This window comes from Actinoplanes lutulentus (genome assembly GCF_003259845.1).
In the GTDB taxonomy this organism is placed as follows: domain Bacteria; phylum Actinomycetota; class Actinomycetes; order Mycobacteriales; family Micromonosporaceae; genus Actinoplanes; species Actinoplanes lutulentus.
In genome coordinates, this window is the sequence record NZ_QLMJ01000014.1 from 50404 (window position 1) to 69464 (window position 19061).

Here is a 19061-nt window from a genome sequence, read left to right on the forward strand (position 1 = left end):
GCTAGCAATCTCCCGCTGTCCAGGTGTCGTACCTGGTCACCCAGTCAAGACAGAAACCGCCTCGGCGCAGCTGCTGCCCCGGGGCGGTTCCCGTTTGAGTGGCCACGTCCTCGCGCCAGTACCGGGCCGGTCCGCCCTCGGCCGGGCGCAGCTGCACGTTGTCCACGGTCACCCGCGGCACGTCGATGCGGACGATCGGCTGCTTCGCGTCGGCGTGCACCTCGACGTACTGCTCCATGTTGGCGGACTTGCCGACCGGCAGCTTCTGGGTGGTGAGCAGGTTCCAGCGGTTGTTCCACCAGAGCCAGGCCTGCCAGATGCCGTCCGCGTCGGTGTGCAGGTCGACCCAGACCGTGTCGCCGGGGCGGATCGGGTACTGGTCGTAGAACTGCCAGGCGTTCGTGTTCGTGTTGAACGTGTAGACCCGCTGCTTGCCGGGGCTGGACCAGCCGGTCTCCGCCCAGCCCGCCTCCAGCCACGAGATCCGGCCGCTGCCCATGTCGCGCTTCGCCATGAACCGGCTCGCCACGAAGTCGTAGGTGTTCGGGCGTACCGAGACGTCCACCACGGAGAGCCGGCCGGAGACGCCGCCCCACTCGCCGCTGGTGCCCGCTCCTAGGTGGTGATAGCCACTGGGGGTGTTCACTCCCGGGCGGGTTACGCGTACCGAAGACTCGAGAATGCGACCGACGGCCCGGCACGCACCGCGGGTTTTCGGTCCTGCCGGCGCAGCCGGGGGCTTGGTCGAGCGCGCGCCCGGCGCGCAGTGAGGCAGCTTGGCTGCCGCGAAGGTCGCCGGAGCGGCCACCGCGAGACCGGCGAACAATCCGGTCAGCGCACACCACCGGGCAACGTTGCGGAGCTTCACGATCCGGTCAACGCGAGTGCCCGATCACTAGTGACGGGACCTGCCAGGCAGTCGGTAGTGATCCGGTGCCAGACTGGGTGGCATGGCGCCGCGTGGATTCCCCTATGCCGATCTGCAGAGCTTCATCGCCGCCCTCGAACAGGCGGGTGAGCTGCGCAGGATCAAAGTTCCGGTGGATCCGACGCTGGAGATCAGCGAGGTGGTGACCCGGACCGTGCGGGCCGATGGGCCGGCATTGTTGTTCGAACGGCCGACCCGGGGCGAGATGCCTTTGGTGATCAACCTGTTCGGGACCGAGAAGCGGATGGCGATGGCCCTCGGCGTCGACCGGCTCGATGAGATCGGCGAGCGGATCGGCGCGCTCGCGAAACCGGAGCTGCCGGTCGGCTGGTCCGGCATCCGTGAGGGAATCGCGAAGGTTCTGCAGCTCAAGAGCGTGCCGCCGAAGCAGGTGAAGAGCGCGCCCTGTCAGGAAGTCGTGCTCAAGGGCGACGACGTCGACCTGAACCTGCTGCCCGGCCTGCAGGTCTGGCCCGGTGACGGCGGCATCTTCCACAACTTCGGGCTGACCCACACGAAGCACCCGGAGACCGGCAAGCGCAACCTCGGCCTCTACCGGCTGCAGCAGCACTCGAAGAACACGCTCGGCATGCACTGGCAGATCCACAAGGACTCCACCGCGCATCACGCGGTCGCCGAGAAGCTCGGCCAGCGTCTGCCGGTCGCCATCGCGATCGGCTGCGACCCGGTGGTGACGTACTCGGCCAGCGCGCCGCTGCCGTCCGACATCGACGAGTACCTGTTCGCCGGCTTCCTCAAGGGCGAGCGGATCGAGATGGTCGACTGCCTGACCGTGCCGCTGCAGGTCCCGGCCTCGGCGCAGATCGTGCTGGAGGGTTACCTGGAGCCCGGCGAGCGGCTGCCGGAGGGCCCGTTCGGTGACCACACCGGTTTCTACACCCCGGTCGAGCCGTTCCCGGTGCTGCACGTCGAGACCATGACGATGCGCAAGAAGCCGATCTACCACTCGATCGTCACGTCGAAGCCGCCGCAGGAGGACCACGGCCTCGGCAAGGCCACCGAGCGGATCTTCCAGCCGCTCCTGAAGATCCTGATCCCGGACATCGTCGATTACGACCTGCCGGCCGCCGGCGTCTTCCACAACTGCCTGCTCGTGTCGATCCGCAAGCGGTACCCGAAGCACGCGCAGAAGGTGATGAACGCGATCTGGGGTGCCCACCTCATGTCGCTCACCAAGCTCATCGTGGTGGTGGACGAGGACTGCGACGTGCACGACTATCAGGAGGTCGCGTTCCGGGCGTTCGGCAACGTCGACTACGCACGGGACCTGCTGCTCACCGAGGGACCGGTCGACCACCTGGACCACGCGTCCTACCAGCAGTTCTGGGGTGGGAAAGCGGGTGTCGACGCCACCCGTAAGCTGCCCGCCGAGGGCTACACCCGGGGCTGGCCGGAAGAGATGGTCATGTCGCCCGAGGTCGTGTCGCTCGTCGACAAGCGGTGGAAGGAATACGGGATATGACGACGGCGGTGGAGAAACCCGGCAAGGTCAAGGCCTTCCTGCGGCTGGTGATGATCGAGCACTCGATCTTCGCGCTGCCGTTCGCCTACCTGTCGGCGCTTGTTGCCATCGACCGGGACGGCACCGGGCGGCACTGGGGTGACCTGGTGCTCGTCACGATCGCGATGGTGTCCGGGCGTACCTTCGCGATGGCCGCCAACCGGATTCTGGACCGCAAGATCGATGCGCAGAACCCGCGTACCGAGAACCGGGAGCTGGTCACCGGCGCGGTCAGCGTCCGTACCGCGTGGACCGGCGCGCTGGTCTCGCTCGTCTTCCTGTTCGTCTCGGCCGGCCTGCTGAACCCGCTCTGCCTGGCGCTCTCGCCGCTCGCCGTGATCCCGCTGGTGGTCTACCCGTACGCGAAGCGGTTCACAAACTTCCCGCATTACGTCCTGGCGCTGGCCCAGGCGGTCGCACCGGTCGGCGCGTGGCTGGCGATCACCGGTACGTTCGCGGGCTCGTGGCCGGCGTGGGTGCTGGGTGTCGCGGTCGGGCTGTGGATCGGTGGCTTCGACATCATCTACGCCTGCCAGGACATCGAGGTGGACCGGAAGATCGGGGTGCACTCGACGCCGGCGCGGTTCGGGGTGCCCACCGCACTGAAGATCTCGACTTTTACCCATATAGCGTGTTTTGCGCTCTTCGTCTGGTTCGGCCAACTGGTCGGCTTGAGCTGGTTCTGGTGGGCAGGCCTCCTGCTGACCGGTGCCGGGCTCGTCTACCAGCACGTCGTGGTCACCCCCACCGACCTTTCCAAGATCAATCGGGCGTTCTTCACCGCGAACGGCTTCATCGCGATCGCCCTGTTCGTCTTCGCCCTCCTCGATCTGATCCTGCTGTAACCCTCCAGGCGTCGACGAGCGTCTAATCCCCGTGAGCGATCGAGAGACCCAGTTCCGGGAGTTCGTCGCCGCGCGGATGGAGTCGTTGCGCGGGCTGGCGTATCTCACCTGTGGTGACTGGCAGCTGGCCGAGGATGCGGTGCTTGCCGCCCTCCCGCGGCTCTATGTCAAGTGGAACCGCATCGACAACCATGACGCCTATGCGCGTACCGCAGTGGTCCGGGCCGCGATCGATGAGACCCGCCGCCCGTGGTGGCGGCGGGAGCGGTCGCACAGCGACGCCCTGCCCGAACGCGCCGAACCCGATGCCACCCACGCCGTGCACGACCGGCTGCACCTGCGAGCCGCGCTGGACCGCCTCCCGGTACGCCAGCGCGCTGTCCTGGTGCTGCGCTTCCTGGAAGGCCTCAGCGTGCAGCAGACCGCCGCCGCGCTGAAGTGCCCGGAAGGCACCGTCAAGGTCTACACCGCGCGGGGTCTCGCAGCATTGCGTCAGATTCTGGAGGCACCCTATGCGAATCGATGAGCTGCTCGAAGAGGCCAAAGCTGACGCGCCGCCGGCACGCCTGGCCGTTGATGACCTGGTGAACGCCGGTCGGCGCCGGCTGCGCCGCAGGAACACCGGATGGGCGCTCGCGGCCGTGCTGGCGGTGGCGGCCACGGTGGGGGTGCCGCAGATCCTCGCCCGGCCGTCGGCTCAGATGCCGGCTCAGGTGCCCGTCGCGCCGTCGCCGACAAAAAGCCCGCCAAAAGCGGAAAAATTCTCTCTTGTCGCACCGTTCCGCGGCTACACCGTCGACGGCTTCACCGTCGCCGACCCGGATGCCATGTCCCTCAGTTGGACATCCGCGATGATCCGCCAGGCCGGAACCGACCCCGACGACCAGGACGGCATCCTCAGCGTGACCCCGCCCGGCGTCAACCCGGAACCCGAGGGCGAGTTCACGACGTTCACGACCGACCCGGTCGACGGCCGCGACGCGTACTTCCTCCGTCAGTCTGGAGGTGGCGAGAGCCTGCTCTGGAAACTCGCGGATGGCGGATTCGCCCGGGTCGGCTCGACCGCGACCATGTCGAGGTCCGACATGCGCCGGATCGCGGAAGCCTTCAAGACCGGCGGCGGCAAGCCGATCCGCACGGCTCTGAGCTCCACCTACATCCCGGACGGCTACCGGATCTACGTGGCGAGCGGCCTCCGCGCCCGGTTCATCACCGCGGCGAAGGCCGAGGAGATTCTGACCAACCCGGGAAAGGAAGCACCGGACCTGGGCGGGAACACGATCTCCATCAAACTGGAGCAGGCCAACGGCGGATTCAGCAACGCCAAGGACCGCTGCTCCGAGGACGAGCCGGAGTGCAAGGTCCGCGTAGGCGGCTATGTGCTCGTGGTTTCCGGAGACGGTGTCAAGCCTGCCGAGCGTCAGAAGATCTTCGAGTCGGTCAGGCCCGCCAACCCCGAGGACCCGTCCACCTGGACTCCTGCGGACGAGGCGTACCCCACGTTCGTACGGCCTGAGGTCAGCTGACGGCACACTGGAGGACATGCGCGAACCTTGGCTCGTCGGTGTCTCCGGCGCTTCCGGCACTCCGTACGCGAAAGCGGTGATCTCCGGCCTCCTGGACGCCGGAGAATCCGTTGATCTCGTGATCTCCCGGGCGGCCCGGCTCACCCTGCTGGACGAGACCGGCGCGACGGTCCGGGACGCGCACTGGAAGGACGACGTGTCCTCGTGGCTCGGCCGGGACCTGGGCGACCTGGCGTACTGGCCGGCCGGTGACCTGGCCGCCGGCCCGAGCAGTGGTTCCTACCCGGTGCGCGGCATGGCCGTTGTTCCGGCGAGCACGGCCGCGTGCGCCGGGATCGCCATCGGTCTTTCCAAAGATCTGTTGCAGCGCGCCGCCGAGGTGAATCTCAAAGAACGACGACGCACGGTAGTGGTGCCCCGGGAGACTCCGGTTACCCGGAGTCACCTGGAGCACCTCATCGCTTTACACGATGCCGGTGCGGTGGTCCTGCCGGCGAGCCCGGGTTTTTACGGGTCCGGGGCAGGTGCCACCGCACAACAATTGATCGACTTTGTTGCCGGTAAGGTGCTGGACGCTTTGGGCGTATCGCATACGCTTTTCCGCAGATGGACCGGCGAGCTGGGCGAAGGACGCGTTTAACGCAATCCGTTGGGCGGGCCGTAACCCGCACCTGGATTTGCTGGGCCGTTGTTACGCGGCTTGTTGGCAGCGTCGTCCTCGCGCATTTCCTCGACCACGCCGTCGCCTTCCAGCAACGCGCGGACCTCGGACTCGCGGAATCGGCGGTGTCCACCGGGAGTACGGATGCTGCCGATGCGCCCGGCTGCTGCCCAGCGCGTTACGGTCTTGGGGTCGACGCGGAAAAGCGCGGCGACTTCGCCCGGCGTCAGCAGACGATCTCCAGTGTCCACAACCCCCTCCTTGTGTGTGTTCTGGAGCGGCCGGTGGTCACGCTGAGTGTCGGCTTGCTCGATCGGGACGTAAAGCCATTAGAGCACCGCCCCTGAACCAAGTCCGTGAAATGCGGAAAAAGCCCCGATTGCGACAACGGTCATTATCCTGGCCCCCTTTCCCCGCTACCGGGCGTGAAGGTGGGAGCGCCACCCGATTAGGGTTTCAGGCATGGACTCCATCGACCTCCGGCTGATCGACCTGCTACGAGAGAACGCACGCTCGTCGTACGCCGAGCTCGCCCGCAAGGTCGGCCTCTCCGCCCCCGCAGTGCACGAGCGTGTGGGTAAGCTCGAGACCGCCGGAACCATACGCGGTTACCGGGCCGACATCGACCACGATGCGATCGGGCTCGGCGTCACCGCGCTGATCGGCATCATCGAGGATTCCGGTGCCGACACCGACGACGTGCTCGCCGCGGTCCGCGCGATGCCCGAAGTGGAGAGCTGCTACTTCATGGCCGGAGTCGAGTCGTACCAGCTCATCGTCCGGGTCGGCACGATCGCCGAGTTGGAGCAGCTGATCGTCCGGATCAACCGGACACCTGGGGTCGCGTCCACGCGTACCGCGATCGCCCTCTCCACCAAGTGGGAAAACCGACCACAGCCGGGGCTGGGCTGAGATGGAAATCACCAGCCTCGATCGCTCAGGCATCGTCGAACGTAACTGGGCCCGCGACGCGATCGCACAGGTCGAGGCGGACGCGAACCGGTCGGCCGACACGCATCTGATCCCGTTCCCGCTGCCCCGGGCCTGGGGGATCGATCTCTACCTCAAGGACGAGTCGTCGCACCCCACCGGCTCGCTCAAGCACCGGCTGGCCCGCTCGCTCTTCCTGTACTCGCTCTGCAACGGCTGGATCGGCCCGCGAACCACCATCGTGGAAGCCTCCTCCGGATCGACAGCGGTGAGTGAGGCGTACTTCGCACGGATGCTCGGCCTGCCGTTCATCGCGGTCATGCCGGCCAGCACCTCGTCAGAAAAGATCTCGCTGATCGAGTTCCAGGGCGGCAAGTGCCACCTGGTGCCGACCGCGACCGAGGTTGTCCCTGAGGCGATCAAGCTCGCGGCCGAGCTCGGCGGGCACTTCATGGACCAGTTCACGCATGCCGAGCGAGCCACCGACTGGCGTGGCAACAACAACATCGCGGAGTCGATCTTCAGCCAGCTCGCTCTGGAACGGCACCGGATCCCGGCCTGGATCGTCGTCGGCGCCGGCACCGGAGGCACCAGCGCGACCATCGGCCGTTTCGCCCGATACCGCCGCTTCGCCACGAAGCTGTGCGTTGTCGACCCGGAAGGCTCGGCGTTCTGGCAGGCTTATCTCGCCGGCGACTGGAGCGTCGTGACCGGCCAGGGTTCCCGCATCGAAGGCATCGGCCGCCCCCGCGTCGAACCGTCGTTCCAGCCGGGCGTCGTCGACCGGATGGTGCACGTCCCGGACGCCGCGTCGCTCGCCACCATGCGAGCCGGCTCGGAAGTGCTGGGCCGCCGCCTCGGCGGATCAACCGGCACCAACCTCTGGGGCTCGTTCCGCCTGATCGCCGAAATGCTCGCTGCCGGCCGCACAGGTTCCCTGGTCAGCCTCATCTGCGACGGCGGCGAACGCTACGCCAACACCTATTACTCCGACGACTGGGTCGCCCGCCAAGGCCTCGACCTCGCCCCGCACACCGCGATCGTCAACCGCTTCCTCTCCGACGGCGAGTGGCGAGACCGCTGAGGGATTCTCACGCTCTTCCTTTGGTACGCGTAACGCAAAGGCTGGCCTGGCACGCCGGACACGCTCTACTGCCCACTCAAGGCCGTCGGCGGCCTCCGGCGGCCCCGGAACGCAGCCTCCAAAGCAAAAGGCCCGGCACGCTGATCGCGTGCCGGGCCTTTCATCATGCTTCTAGCGGTTGTGCACCGCCGGCCTCAGCTCAGTAGCTGCGGGCCGGGCGGGACGAGCCGACGCGACCCTGGGGGCCCTCGCGGCGGTCGCCACGGGGAGCCTCACGGCGCTGGCCGGTCGGACGGTCACCGTAGTGACGCTCGCCGGCCGGACGGTCGGTACGGGCCGGACGGTCGCCACCGGCGAAGCCGCCACGGTCACGGTCGCCGAACGAACGCTGCGGGCGGTCGCCGTAGCCACCACGGTCGCCGGCGGGCCGGTCACCGTACTGGGGGCGGTCGCCACCGGCCGGACGGTCGCTGCCGGCCGGCCGGTCGCCGTACTGCGGGCGGTCGCCGAACGAGCGCTGCGGGCGGTCGCCGTAGCCACCACGGTCACCGGCGGGCCGGTCACCGTACTGCGGGCGGTCGCTGCCGGCCGGACGGTCGCCGAACGAGCGACGCGGACGGTCACTGAAGCCGCCACGCTCGTTGCGGTCGCCGAACGAACGCTGCGGGCGGTCGCCGTACCCACCACGCGACGGACGGTCACCGAAACGACGGGGACGGTCGCCACGCTCGCGGCGCTGCTCCGGCTCCTCGACAACCGGGATGCCGCTCGGCTGGCGAGCGCCGGTGATCTCGGACAGTTTCTCGTCGCCGACCCGGACCCGGGTCTCCTCCGGCGCCACGCCGGCCTTGGTCAGCATCGCCTGAGTGGTGCGGCGCTGCTTCGGCAGGACCAGCGTCACGACCGCGCCGGACTCGCCGGCCCGAGCGGTACGACCGGCCCGGTGCAGGTAGTCCTTCGGGTCCTTCGGCGGGTCAACGTGCATGACCAGCGAGATGCCGTCGACGTGGATGCCACGCGCCGCCACGTCCGTCGCGACCAGGACGTTCGTCCGGCCTTCCTTGAACTCGGCGAGCGTGCGGGTGCGTACCCGCTGGGTCTTGCCACCGTGCAGCGCACCGGCGCGGACGCCCACCGCGGCGAGCTGCTCGACCAGGCGGTCGACGCCCATCTGGGTGCGGGCGAAGACGATGGTCTTGCCCTCCCGGTTGGCGATCCACGAGGTGATCGGGAACTTGTCCGCCGGCGGGATCAGCAGCATGTGGTGATCCATCGTGGACACGCTGGCCTCGGCCGGCGCGGTCGAGTGGGTCACCGGGTCGTGCATGAAGCGCTTGACCAGGCTGTCGACGTCACCGTCCAGAGTGGCCGAGAACAGCAGGCGCTGCGCGTTCTCCGGCGTCTTGGACAGCAGGTCGGTGACCTCGGGCAGGAAGCCCATGTCGGCCATCTGGTCGGCCTCGTCCAGCACGGTGATCTCGACGTCGTCGAGACGGCACGCGCCACGCTCGATCAGGTCGGCGAGCCGGCCCGGCGTAGCGACGATGACCTCGACGCCACGGCGCAGAGCGTCCATCTGACGGTCGTACGGAACGCCGCCGACGGCGGTCTTCAGGAAGACGCCGACCGAACGGCCGAGCGGCATGAGCGAGTCGGCGACCTGCATCGCCAGCTCACGGGTCGGCACCAGGATCAGGGCCTTCGGGTAGTGCGGGCGAGCCTTGCCGCTCAGCGCGATCCGGGCGAGCACCGGAAGGCCGAAGGCGAGAGTCTTGCCGGAGCCGGTCTGGCCACGGCCGAGCACGTCACGGCCGGCAAGCGCGTCCGGAACGGTGGCAGCCTGGATCTCGAACGGGGTGGAGATGCCCTCACGGGTCAGCACCCGGACGAGCTCAACCGGCAGGCCCAGGTCAGCGAAGGTGAGGCTCGGGACCTCAACGGCCTCCGGCACCTCAGCGGCCTCGGGGGCCGCAGCGATCTCGGGAGAGTCAGTCTGCTCAGCGGCGGCCTCAACGGTCGCGCTGGCCTCGGTGGTCTCGGCCGTCTCCGAGGACTCCGGGGCGATGATCTCCGTGGTCGCGGTGGTTTCTTCCGATGTTGCGGGGGTTTCGAGTACGGACGGGAACGTGCTGGGATCAGCGAAAGTGGTCAAGAGAACCTCTCTACGGGGGCGCATGCTCGCGAATGGCCCGCCGCGGATCTCTGAGAACCGCTCGCTGAAATGCCCGCAAGAACGCCCGTGGCGCGCACCGGGTGGGCACGCCGCGTGAATAACTGTCATTAGTGTACGGGTCAACGTTTGCCAGACCGGCCGCATTCCCGGCTGGTAGTGGGCAGGCTCACCCGGAGCACAACCCTGCAAGCTTAGGTCTAGACGCTCCCAGCGGCAAATACTCACCGCATCGGGTTAACCCGTCCGTCCTCGCCGTAACCTCCACCCGGTCCGAATTCAGCCGCTCTCAGCCGCCGATGTTCTTGACCATGTCGGTGAAGGCGTCGCCCGCGGTGAACACGAAGATGAGACTGATCGTGACGAGCAGGCCGAGTACGGCGAGCATCGCGACGACCACCTTGAAGTTGCTCCGCCGCTGGTCGACGGGGCCGTCGTGCCAGCCCTGCGCCAGGATGTGCCCGGTCAGCGAGCCGGAGTTCTCCACCGGGTCGACATTGACCGGCATCGTCATGTCGATGGCCGGGTAGCCGCCGGTGCTGTAAACCGTCCCGCCGGCCTGCGCCCGCTGCTGCGGCACGCCGTTCTGCACCGGCGTGGTGGGCGGGGGAGCGTTGAACCCGTACGAGTTCCCGGTCTGCACCGGTTGAGTCATGTCGCTGGGAACCTGCTGCGTCATGTCGCTGTTCTCCGGTGCGGACGGGAAGCCCGGGTAGGCCTTCGAGACGGGCGTGCCATAGGTCTTCGGCGGTCCGGCAGGCGGCAACCCACCCGGCCCGGCAGCGGGCGGCAAGGTGTAGGCCGGCAGCCCACCCCCCATGACCGGCGGCACCGGCCCAGGCCCAGGCGGCATAGGCCCGGGCCCCGGAGGCACAGGGCTAGGCCCCGGCCCGGGCGGCACAGGGCTAGGCCCGGGACCGGGCGGCACGGGGCTGGGTCCGGGACCGGGCGGCACGGGGCTGGGTCCCGGAGCCGGGGGCACCGGGCTAGGTGTTGGGGCCGGGGGGACCGGGTTAGGTCCTGGGCCGGGAGGGAGCGGCGTCGGGGCCGGCTCCGGCGTGGGCGTCGGGAACGGCACAGACGGCTCCGGAACCGGCACCGGACTGATCGGCTCCGGCCGGATCGGTCCGGGCTCGGGCTCGGGCTCGGGCTCAGAAGGCTTAGGCCGCGCGGGAACAGGCTGCGGCACAGGCGCGGGGTCCGCCGGGTCTGAGGGATCGGCAGGGTCGGCCGGATCTGAGGGGTCGGCGGGGTCCGCCGGGTCCGCTGGGTCGGCCGGGTCTGCTGGGTCGGCGGAGTCTGGGTCGGCTGGTTTGGCGTCGGTCGAGGCAGAGCCGTTGGAGGACTCGGCAGCCTTGAACTCCGCCACCTTGGCCTCGAAGAACGAGGAACCGCTGACCGGCTTGACGGCCTCACTTCCAACAGCCTTGACCGCGGAGCCGTCGGAAGCGGCAGGGCCGGCATCCTCAACCACGCCGGAATCATCGCCAGGCTGGTGCGGAGCTCCATAAACAGCCGGCGTCCCGGACGAGTGCACCTCACCGTCGCCGGGCCGGATCGCGCCCGGCACAGCGGCCCGGGCGGCACCGGCTGCGGGCACAGCTGAAATCGGCCGAACCGACCCACCGGACAAAGGAACCCCCGACACCGGCGCGGAGCCGACAGCCGGAGGCAGTGAAACAGGAGCCGACCCACTCGCAGGTGGGCTGGAAACAGAAGCCGACCCACTCGCAGGTGGGCTGGAAACCGAGGCCGACCCCGAAGCCCACAGGGCTCCAGGCGCAGGTGGGGGCGGTGGTGCGTACCCCTCGGTGTCGGGCGCCGGCGGCCGCGCGGCTGCCGGCGTGCCGAGCTCGCCGTCCCGGGTCGCCTGCTGGTCCTCCATGGGTCCTCCCGACCACCGCTGCCGACGGTTCGGACGTCGCGCGCTGACCTTAACCGTGCCACATCAGCCGGTGTGAACACACCCGGCATCAGGCTCGCCTGCCGGACGCCGGGTGTCCGATGGGCTGATGGCCGTTTCGGATGGAATTTCGGGAGTTTTTATCGACCCAATTCCGACTATTCGCCAGAGGACGATGTGGACTCGGAAGGCGAAACCGACTCCGCGTTCGCGCTCGCCGCGGAAGACTCGGCCGCCGCGTCCGACGACTCGACCGCTGCGGGTGACGTGGAGGTCTCCACCGGGTTCGGCGTGGTCTCCGGCTCGCTGGTCGTGGTGGTCGGCGACGGCGCGGTGGTCGTGGTCGTCGGCGTGCTGGGCGACGTGGTCTTGGTGGGCGACGTCGAAGTGCTCGGCGAGGTCGTCTTGGTCGGCGACGTCGACGGCGAGGTCGTCTTCGTAGGCGTCGTCGACGGGGACGGCGTCTTGGACGGCGTGGTCGGCGAAGTTGGTGAAGTCGGCGAGGTCGACGGTCCCGTCGACCTCGTGGGCGACGCCGACGGTGAGGTCGGTGTGGTCCCGGCCGGTGACGTCGGGGTGGTCCCGGCAGGCTCGTCCGGGTCGGGAGCGCCCAGGTCAGGAGCCTCGGTGTCACCCTCGATCGAGCCGAACACCCGGGTGGCCGCGAAGAGCCGGCTCCACCGGACCGGCGTGAGCCGGACGTTCAGACCGGTGCGGGGGGCTTCCACCATCATGCCCTCGCCCGCGTACATGGCGACGTGGTGAATGCCGGTCCAGCTGTTCGAGGAGCTGAAGAAGAGAAGGTCACCGGGGAGCAGCGAGTACCGCGAGACCGTCTTGTTGCGGGTCTGGCTGAACTGGTCGCGCGACACGCGGTTGAGTGCGTAACCCGCGCCGGACGAGCGGTAGGCCGCGTACATCAGGCCGGAGCAGTCGTACTGATCCGGGCCCTCTTCGGACCACACGTACGGGTCGCCGCGCTGCGCCAGCGCGAACTCGAGCGCCTTGATGGCGCGAGCGTCGGCGCTGCGACCGGCTTCGGTCCCGGCGAGGTAATCGGTGCCGAGGGCCTGGTCGGCCGCGTTCTGCACGGTTTCGGCGGCGCTCAGCTCGGCCGCGTTGTCCAGCTCGAGTTTCTGCTGGGCAGCCTGTTTCTGGGCGAGCTGGGCGCTCAGTTTCGTCCACTCGCCGTTGAGCTTCGTGTACTGGCTGCCGGACAGGGTCTGCTCGTCCAGCGCGAGCTGCGCGGCGGTCTGCGCCGAGTCGAGCAGGCGGGCGGCTGCCTGGTGCACGGTGTCGTCACCGCGCTGGAGCCGGGCCAGCGACTCGAGGTCGATCAGGCCGGAGCCGGTGGCGCCGGGCGGGAGCGCGGCAGCATCGAGGACCGCGGCGTCAGCGGCCTCGACAGCGGCGGTCTGCGCGGATCGGAGTGATTCCTGCGCGGCCAGCACCTTCTGATTCGCGGTGGTGACCTGGGTCTGCACGATGTCGCGGTCCTGGCCGACCCGGATCAGCTCGTCGCCGAGCGTGGCGATCTCAGCGCGGCCCTTTTCCACCTTGGCGACGATGGGGCTGGTCGCGATGCCGGTGATCGAGGTCGCCGGAATGGTCGTGGTGGTGGAGGCCGGGGCGCCGGGAAGAACAAGGGATCCGAGCTGCGTCGGCCGGGAGCCGCTGTCGGGGATCGAGACCGGGGTGGCGGGTGCGGGGTCGGTCGGCGCGGCCATCGCGGGGATCGGCTGGAACAGCGCGGCGATCGCCGCGAGCACCGCCGCCGGGTACACGAACGGACGGAGACGCCAAGGTACGAAGCGTGACGATCCGTACCGCACTGCCTTGGACATGAGCTCCCCGTCCGCGCGGACCTAGACCGCGCTAGTCGTTCCTTAAGGTTCATACCCCAGGGCGAGGACCGGTGTCGATCGAAAGAAGGTGAAAACACGCTGAGAAAATTTCGACTTTCCGGTGTCCGTGAAGATCATCGCAGGTGCCGGAGGTAACGCCCCCGCACGTCCCGTGCTTGTTGTCGGACCCGGCACGTACCCTCGACCACGAGGTTGACGGAAAGGGGCGCACATGGACGCCGGGCTCAAACGCGAACTCGAGGCGAAGGTCTACGCCGGCGAGCGGCTGACCCGTGAGGACGGCATCGCGCTCCACGAGTCGGACGATCTGGCCTGGCTCGGCCGGCTGGCCCATCACCGCCGCACCGAGCTGAACGGTGACCGCGTGTCGTTCACCGTGAACGACCACCCGAACGTACTTGGCGAGCTGACGGCCGCGCTGCCAAACGTGAACCTCGACGAGATGATCGCCGCCGGCGTCGCGACGATGCTCTACGGCCACATCGACGAGCCGGGTGACCGGGTCGACGAGGTGCTGCGCCTGCGCGCGCGTCAGGACGAGACCGGTGGCTTCCGCACTTTCGCCCCGGTGCGCCACGAGTCGGCGATGCCGGCCGAGTCGCTGAAGACGTTCGCCGTCGCCCGCCTGCTCCTCGACAACGTCCCGCACCTCACCGCTCTCTGGGACTCCCACGGCCTGTCCGTCGCCCAGCTCGCACTGAACTTCGGCGCCGACGACCTGGCCAGCGCGGCGCCTGGAGATAAAGACGAAGCGCCGGATGCAAAAGACGACCTGCTCGACCTGATCGGCGACGCCGGTTACCAACCGGTCGAGCGAGACGACAGCTTCGAGATCGTTCACGAGCACGACAAACCCATTTCGTACGCCGAGCGGCGCAGCGAGCCGCAACGGGTCTGGGCCTGACAGGCGGTCCGCGATGACTCAGCAGAGAAACGTGCCCGGTCTGCGGCGTGACGCCGATGGCCGGCTCGCGACCATCAACGATCTGCTGGGCGCGGCGTTCGCCGGGCTCGCGGTCGGCCTCGTCGTGCTGCTGATCTTCGAGGCGGTGATGGCGCTGACCGGACTCGGCGAGTTCGGCGCGTCCAACGGCTGGCTTGTTCTGATCCTGCCGGTCTGGCTTTTCGTCGAGGAGTTCCGGGCCGAGGGCTTCGGCGCGGACCGGGTGATCGTCGCCGCCCTCGCCGGCGGTTTCGGCGTCGCGTGCGGGATGTCGGTGGCCGGCCTTGTCTCGTCAGTGGCACCGGCACTGGTCAGCGGCGTGGCCGGAGCGGCCACCGGTACGGTTCTGTACTGCCTGATCTGGTTCTACGGCCTCCGCTGGCTCGGCCAGCGGTCCGGCTGAGGGAGAGTAAAGATGAGCCCCGCCATCAAATACACGTTCGGCCGGATCGGCCTGTTCGTGATCGTCTTCGTCGCGCTGTCACCCACTCCGCTGAACATCCTGGTCAAAGCGATGGTCGCGTTCGTCGCCTCGGCCGGGCTCTCGTTCCTGCTGCTGCGCAAGTGGCGTGACGAGATGGCCGAGCAGCTCGGCACGATCTCCGCGAAGCGCACAGCGGAAAAGGACCGGCTGCGATCCGCTCTGGCCGGCGACGAGGACGCCGCGGCCGCGGGTGACCGGGTCGTCGCCGCCGACTCGGCCGAGAAAGCACCCGACGCCCGCTCCTGACAAGAGCCGAGAAAGCACCCGGCGCCCGCTCCTGATAAGAGCCGACAAAACGTCCGTCGGTCGCCCCTGATAAGAACAGGTCATGCGACAACGACGTCTGATCAGCACCGCGATAGCCGCGACCGCTCTGCTCCTCGCCGCATCCGGCTGTGGTGGCGAGGAAACCGCGGATCCGACGGTTGCGCCGGCCGGCTCGTCAGTGGCGTACCCGGTCGCGGTTGGTGCCGTGACCCTGGAGGCCCGGCCGGAGAAGATCGTTTCGCTGAGCCCGACCGCCACCGAGATGCTCTTCGCGATCGGCGCCGGGCCGCAGGTCACCGCGGTCGACGACCAGTCCACCTACCCGGCCGACGCGCCCAAGACCGACTTGTCGGGCTTCAAGCCGAACGCCGAGGCGATCGCGGCGAAGGACCCGGACCTCGTGGTGGTCTCCAACGACACCGAGAACATCGTGGCGCAGCTCGACAAGCTGTCCATCCCGGCGTTCGTGGCGCCGGCCGCGACCACGCTGGACGAGACCTACGACCAGATCAGCGACCTGGGCACGCTCACCGGCCACCGGGCCGAGGCGGACAAGGTCGGCACGGACATGGCCGCCAAGATCGACGAGATCGTGAAATCGGTCCCGGCCCGCACCGAGCCGCTCTCCTACTTCTACGAGCTCGGCCCGGAGCTCTACTCGGCCACCTCGAAAACGTTCGTCGGCTCGGTCTTCACCAGGTTCGGCATGACCAACGTGGCCGACTCCGCCGACCCGACCGGTTCCTTGGGCGGATACCCGCAGCTCACCCAGGAGTCGCTGGTCAAGGCGAACCCGGACACGATCTTCCTGGCCGACACCAAGTGCTGCCAGCAGTCCGCCGAGACGGTGAAAGCGCGCGCCGGCTGGGCCGCGGTCACCGCCGTCGAGAAGGGTCAGATCTACGGCCTCGACGACGACATCGCGTCGCGCTGGGGTCCGCGTACCGTCGATCTTGTCCAGGCTGTCGCCGACGCGGTGAGCAAGGTTCCCGCGTGACCGATCGCCGCGTCGTGGCGCGGCCTGCCGGGCTGCGTCCTGCGTGGCTGGTCGCGGGGGTGCTGTCGGTGCTGGTCGCGATGCTTCTCGGCCTCGCCTTCGGCTCCGCCCGGCTGCCTCCCGCAAGCGTCGCGGTGGAGATCTTCAATCAACTTCCTTGGGTACGCGTGGACAGCGGCCTCAGTGATCGTGAAGTCGCGATCCTGATAAAGTTGCGGCTGCCCCGGGTCGTGCTGGGTCTGCTGGTCGGCGCGATGCTGGCCCTGGCCGGTGCCGCCTATCAGGGTGCTTTCCGCAATCCGCTGGCCGACCCGCACCTGCTCGGGGTGGCGGCCGGCGCGGGGCTCGGCGTGACAGCGGTGATCGTGCTCGGTGCCGGCGCCGCCACTGAGCTGCCGGTGGGCGTACCCATGGCTGCTTTTGCCGGTGCGGTGATCGCTGTGGGTCTCACCTGGTTGCTCGGTGCGGCCGGCAGCCGGGATCGATCGCCGGCCGCGCTGATCCTGGCCGGTGTCGCGGTGTCGGCGTTCCTGTCGGCGGCGCAGACCTACTTACTGCAGCGGCATGTCGAGTCGTTGCAGCAGGTGTATTCGTGGCTGCTCGGCCGGCTGTCCACCGCCGGGTGGCACGACGTGCTGGTGATCCTGCCGTACGTCGTGGTGACCGGCGTGATCGTGCTGGCCCAGCGCCGGGAGTTGGACGTTCTGACCGTCGGTGACGCGGAGGCGGCCAGTCTCGGGCTGCATCCGCAGCGCAGCCGGTACCTGTTGATCATCGCAGCGTCGCTGGGTACCGCGGCGGCGGTGTCCGTCTCCGGGCTGATCGGGTTCGTCGGGATCATCGTGCCGCACACCATCCGGTTGCTGACCGGCCCGAGCTATCGGTCGTTGCTGCCGCTGTCGGTGCTGTTCGGTGCCGCGTTCCTGACCCTGACCGACCTGCTGGCCCGGACCGTCGCCGGTGACGCGGAGATCCCGATCGGTGTGGTCACCGCGTTCCTCGGCGCGCCCTTCTTCGTGCTGGTCATGCGCACGATGAAGTCGATGCCGACATGACCGCAGCGATTTCCGTACGCGGCCTGACGGTCCGGCTGGACGGCAACCTGATCGTCGACGGTGTTGATCTCGACGTCGCCGAGGGCGAATGGGTGACCGTGATCGGACCCAACGGCGCCGGTAAGTCCACGGCGCTGCGGGCGATCGGCGGCCTGCTGCCGCACGACGGGGAGATCCATTGGCACGGTACGCCGATCGCCCGGCTGCACCGCCGGGAACGCGCGAAGGCGATCGCCACCGTGATGCAGTCGCCCGTGGTCCCGCCGGCCATGGGGGTCTACGACTACGTGCTGCTCGGGCGTACCCCGTACATCCCGCCGCTGGGCCGTGAGTCGGCCTCGGACCTGGCCGTTGTCGACGAGGTCCTGGCCGCGCTCGACCTGGAGCCGTTCGCCGGGCGCCGCCTCGACACGCTCTCCGGAGGCGAACGGCAGCGGGTCTTCCTGGCCCGCGCGCTCACCCAGGGCGCCGGCATCCTGCTGCTGGACGAGCCGACCAGTGCCCTCGACATCGGCCACCAGCAGGAAGTCCTCGAACTCGTCGACCGGCTGCGCGCCGAACGCGGCCTCACCGTGCTGGCGACCATGCACGACCTGTCGACCGCGGGGGAGTACGCCGACCGCATGATCCTGCTGGCCGGCGGTCGTGTCGTCGCCTCCGGCACACCCGCCGAGGTGCTGACCGAAGCGAACCTGGCCGAGCACTACCGGGTACGCGTACGCGTCATCGACGGTGAGCACGGCCCCCTGGTCGTCGCGGTCCGCGGCAACCCGAATGCAACCGTTTAGCACTCGAAAAACTCTTGATTCGCCCGAACAGTTCGTTATGACGGACACGATGGTGGTGGAACTAGCGCTCCAGGCCATGACCATCTCGGCGAAGCTGGCGGCACCGGTGCTGCTCACCGCGCTCGGGGTCGGCTTCGTGATCTCGCTGTTCCAGTCGGTGACCCAGATCCAGGAGGCGACGCTCTCCTTCGTCCCGAAAGCGATCGCGATCGGGCTCGTCCTGCTGCTCACCGGCAACTGGATGCTCCGCGAGATGATGACGTTCACCGAGCAGCTGTACGCCAAGATCCCGCAGCTGCTGGCCTGAAATCAGGGTGCCAGGATCGCGAAGCGGCCACCCTGCGGGTCTTCCAGCAGTGCGTACCGGCCCGCCGCGATCGTGGTGGGCCCGTGCACGACCCGGCCGCCGAGCTGGTGTGCGTGCTCGGCCGCGGCGTCGCAGTCACCCACCGCGAAATAGACCAGCCAGTGCGGCAACAGGTCATCGGGCCACCCCGCACCGGCCATCAGCTGGAAACCGGCGACCGGCTGCTGGCTGAGCTGGCACAACGCGTACGGCAACCCGCCGATGCTGGTGTCCTGGTACTGCCAGTCGAACACCAGGGCGTAGAAGTTCTTCGCGCCGTCCAGGTCGCGGGTGTTCAACTCGTTCCAGGTGAGGGCGCCCGGTGCGTTGAAGATCTCGGCGCCGCGCATCATCCCCGGCTCCCACACGCTGAACGGCGCGCCGGCCGGGTCGAGGAACGCGGCCATCCGGCCCTGATCCATCACGTCGAACGGCGCGACCAGCACTTTCCCCCCGACCGCCTCCACCCGGGCGGCCACCACGTCGGCGTCGCCGGCGGCGAAGTACGTGCTCCAGGCGGTCTGCTGGCCCTCGCCGAAGAGCGGCCCCGCCCCGGCCACCTGCAGGCCGTTCAGCAGGAACGTCGTGTATCCACCGAAGTCGTCGCCGGAGACCTCAGCGGTCCAGCCGAACATCTCGGTGTAGAAACGGGTCGCGTCTCCCAGGTCGGCGGTGGCCAGATCCACCCAGGTAGGCACGCCCGGCGCTGGAACGGTCATGTTCCGCATGGTCGCATTTACATGCTCC

General features: G+C 68.7%; 20 protein-coding genes. 14 read left to right on the top strand and 6 right to left on the bottom strand.

Translation table 11 applies throughout. The annotated features are described in order from the left end of the window. Position 1 precedes the first annotated feature (1 nt). On the bottom strand, positions 2–646 hold the full coding sequence (locus tag B0I29_RS27075; RefSeq protein WP_245972762.1) for a hypothetical protein: 645 nt from the start codon (positions 644–646) through the stop codon (positions 2–4). A 304-nt stretch (positions 647–950) separates the two neighbouring features. Here B0I29_RS27075 and B0I29_RS27080 point away from each other — a divergent pair, with 304 nt between their 5' ends. The 5 genes from B0I29_RS27080 to B0I29_RS27100 are packed head-to-tail and all read left to right on the top strand — an operon-like array spanning position 951 to position 5461. Further along, entirely contained in the window at positions 951–2411 is a 1461-nt protein-coding gene (locus B0I29_RS27080) for a menaquinone biosynthesis decarboxylase (RefSeq protein ID WP_111651917.1), read from the top strand. Then, positions 2408–3295: a menaquinone biosynthesis prenyltransferase MqnP gene (gene mqnP, locus B0I29_RS27085; RefSeq protein WP_111651918.1), complete on the top strand. Its 888-nt coding sequence runs from the start codon at positions 2408–2410 to the stop codon at positions 3293–3295. The genes B0I29_RS27080 and mqnP overlap by 4 nt, the downstream gene beginning before the upstream one ends. 31 nt (positions 3296–3326) lie before the next feature. Further along, positions 3327–3821, top strand: a complete 495-nt coding sequence (locus tag B0I29_RS27090) for a SigE family RNA polymerase sigma factor (protein ID WP_111651919.1) — start codon at positions 3327–3329, stop codon at positions 3819–3821. After that, positions 3808–4821 (top strand): hypothetical protein, encoded by a 1014-nt coding sequence (locus B0I29_RS27095; RefSeq protein WP_111651920.1) that lies wholly within the window; start codon positions 3808–3810, stop codon positions 4819–4821. The genes B0I29_RS27090 and B0I29_RS27095 overlap by 14 nt, the downstream gene beginning before the upstream one ends. 16 nt (positions 4822–4837) lie before the next feature. Continuing rightward, complete coding sequence (locus B0I29_RS27100; RefSeq protein WP_111651921.1) at positions 4838–5461, top strand: UbiX family flavin prenyltransferase; 624 nt, start codon at positions 4838–4840, stop codon at positions 5459–5461. On the opposite strand, the gene B0I29_RS27105 is transcribed toward B0I29_RS27100, so the two are convergent. Continuing rightward, positions 5458–5733 carry a BldC family transcriptional regulator gene (locus B0I29_RS27105; RefSeq protein ID WP_111651922.1) on the bottom strand — a complete coding sequence of 92 codons (276 nt, stop codon included), beginning with the start codon at positions 5731–5733 and terminating at the stop codon, positions 5458–5460. The genes B0I29_RS27100 and B0I29_RS27105 overlap by 4 nt on opposite strands. 211 nt (positions 5734–5944) lie before the next feature. Between B0I29_RS27105 and B0I29_RS27110 the strand changes: the two genes are divergently transcribed. Further along, positions 5945–6394, top strand: a complete 450-nt coding sequence (locus B0I29_RS27110) for an Lrp/AsnC family transcriptional regulator (RefSeq protein WP_111651923.1) — start codon at positions 5945–5947, stop codon at positions 6392–6394. A 7-nt stretch (positions 6395–6401) separates the two neighbouring features. Then, positions 6402–7496 carry an L-cysteine desulfhydrase Cds1 gene (gene cds1, locus B0I29_RS27115; protein ID WP_375790627.1) on the top strand — a complete coding sequence of 365 codons (1095 nt, stop codon included), beginning with the start codon at positions 6402–6404 and terminating at the stop codon, positions 7494–7496. Between the two features lie 199 nt (positions 7497–7695). Here the strand turns inward: cds1 and B0I29_RS27120 are convergent, their stop codons facing one another. From B0I29_RS27120 to B0I29_RS27130, 3 genes are all read right to left on the bottom strand, one after another. Continuing rightward, positions 7696–9648, bottom strand: a complete 1953-nt coding sequence (locus tag B0I29_RS27120; protein ID WP_111651925.1) for a DEAD/DEAH box helicase — start codon at positions 9646–9648, stop codon at positions 7696–7698. Positions 9649–9955: 307 nt separating this feature from the next. Next, positions 9956–10345 (bottom strand): hypothetical protein, encoded by a 390-nt coding sequence (locus tag B0I29_RS27125; protein WP_111651926.1) that lies wholly within the window; start codon positions 10343–10345, stop codon positions 9956–9958. Positions 10346–11727: 1382 nt separating this feature from the next. Next, positions 11728–13413 (bottom strand): C40 family peptidase, encoded by a 1686-nt coding sequence (locus B0I29_RS27130; RefSeq protein ID WP_111651927.1) that lies wholly within the window; start codon positions 13411–13413, stop codon positions 11728–11730. Between the two features lie 232 nt (positions 13414–13645). On the opposite strand from B0I29_RS27130, the gene B0I29_RS27135 reads away from it, so the two are divergent. From B0I29_RS27135 to fliQ, 7 genes are all read left to right on the top strand, one after another. Next, entirely contained in the window at positions 13646–14338 is a 693-nt protein-coding gene (locus B0I29_RS27135; RefSeq protein ID WP_111651928.1) for a hypothetical protein, read from the top strand. A gap of 13 nt (positions 14339–14351) precedes the next feature. After that, complete coding sequence (locus tag B0I29_RS27140; protein WP_111651929.1) at positions 14352–14780, top strand: hypothetical protein; 429 nt, start codon at positions 14352–14354, stop codon at positions 14778–14780. A gap of 12 nt (positions 14781–14792) precedes the next feature. Then, complete coding sequence (locus B0I29_RS27145; protein WP_111651930.1) at positions 14793–15107, top strand: DUF4229 domain-containing protein; 315 nt, start codon at positions 14793–14795, stop codon at positions 15105–15107. An 82-nt stretch (positions 15108–15189) separates the two neighbouring features. Next, positions 15190–16125 (top strand): ABC transporter substrate-binding protein, encoded by a 936-nt coding sequence (locus tag B0I29_RS27150; RefSeq protein WP_111651931.1) that lies wholly within the window; start codon positions 15190–15192, stop codon positions 16123–16125. Beyond that, the gene (locus B0I29_RS27155; protein WP_111651932.1) at positions 16122–17180 is read left to right on the top strand and encodes a FecCD family ABC transporter permease; all 1059 of its coding nucleotides are present in this window, start codon (positions 16122–16124) and stop codon (positions 17178–17180) included. The genes B0I29_RS27150 and B0I29_RS27155 overlap by 4 nt, the downstream gene beginning before the upstream one ends. Further along, a complete protein-coding gene (locus B0I29_RS27160) occupies positions 17177–17968 on the top strand; it encodes an ABC transporter ATP-binding protein (RefSeq protein WP_111651933.1) in 792 nt (263 codons plus the stop codon). Before B0I29_RS27155 ends, B0I29_RS27160 begins: the two co-directional genes overlap by 4 nt. 37 nt (positions 17969–18005) lie before the next feature. Then, the gene (gene fliQ, locus B0I29_RS27165; RefSeq protein WP_111651934.1) at positions 18006–18275 is read left to right on the top strand and encodes a flagellar biosynthesis protein FliQ; all 270 of its coding nucleotides are present in this window, start codon (positions 18006–18008) and stop codon (positions 18273–18275) included. Positions 18276–18277: 2 nt separating this feature from the next. Here the strand turns inward: fliQ and B0I29_RS27170 are convergent, their stop codons facing one another. Beyond that, the gene (locus B0I29_RS27170; RefSeq protein WP_311733592.1) at positions 18278–19033 is read right to left on the bottom strand and encodes a VOC family protein; all 756 of its coding nucleotides are present in this window, start codon (positions 19031–19033) and stop codon (positions 18278–18280) included. Positions 19034–19061 lie beyond the last annotated feature (28 nt).

Excerpts from the sequence above, each read along its gene's own strand:
- B0I29_RS27080 (WP_111651917.1), top strand. The coding sequence starts at position 951 with ATGGCGCCGCGTGGATTCCCCTATGCCGATCTGCAGAGCTTCATCGCC.
- mqnP (WP_111651918.1), top strand. The coding sequence starts at position 2,408 with ATGACGACGGCGGTGGAGAAACCCGGCAAGGTCAAGGCCTTCCTGCGG.
- B0I29_RS27095 (WP_111651920.1), top strand. The coding sequence starts at position 3,808 with ATGCGAATCGATGAGCTGCTCGAAGAGGCCAAAGCTGACGCGCCGCCG.
- B0I29_RS27100 (WP_111651921.1), top strand. The coding sequence starts at position 4,838 with ATGCGCGAACCTTGGCTCGTCGGTGTCTCCGGCGCTTCCGGCACTCCG.
- B0I29_RS27110 (WP_111651923.1), top strand. The coding sequence starts at position 5,945 with ATGGACTCCATCGACCTCCGGCTGATCGACCTGCTACGAGAGAACGCA.
- B0I29_RS27125 (WP_111651926.1), bottom strand. The coding sequence starts at position 10,345 with ATGACGCAGCAGGTTCCCAGCGACATGACTCAACCGGTGCAGACCGGG.
- B0I29_RS27130 (WP_111651927.1), bottom strand. The coding sequence starts at position 13,413 with ATGTCCAAGGCAGTGCGGTACGGATCGTCACGCTTCGTACCTTGGCGT.
- B0I29_RS27135 (WP_111651928.1), top strand. The coding sequence starts at position 13,646 with ATGGACGCCGGGCTCAAACGCGAACTCGAGGCGAAGGTCTACGCCGGC.
- B0I29_RS27140 (WP_111651929.1), top strand. The coding sequence starts at position 14,352 with ATGACTCAGCAGAGAAACGTGCCCGGTCTGCGGCGTGACGCCGATGGC.
- B0I29_RS27145 (WP_111651930.1), top strand. The coding sequence starts at position 14,793 with ATGAGCCCCGCCATCAAATACACGTTCGGCCGGATCGGCCTGTTCGTG.
- B0I29_RS27150 (WP_111651931.1), top strand. The coding sequence starts at position 15,190 with ATGCGACAACGACGTCTGATCAGCACCGCGATAGCCGCGACCGCTCTG.
- B0I29_RS27160 (WP_111651933.1), top strand. The coding sequence starts at position 17,177 with ATGACCGCAGCGATTTCCGTACGCGGCCTGACGGTCCGGCTGGACGGC.
- fliQ (WP_111651934.1), top strand. The coding sequence starts at position 18,006 with ATGACGGACACGATGGTGGTGGAACTAGCGCTCCAGGCCATGACCATC.
- B0I29_RS27170 (WP_311733592.1), bottom strand. The coding sequence starts at position 19,033 with ATGACCGTTCCAGCGCCGGGCGTGCCTACCTGGGTGGATCTGGCCACC.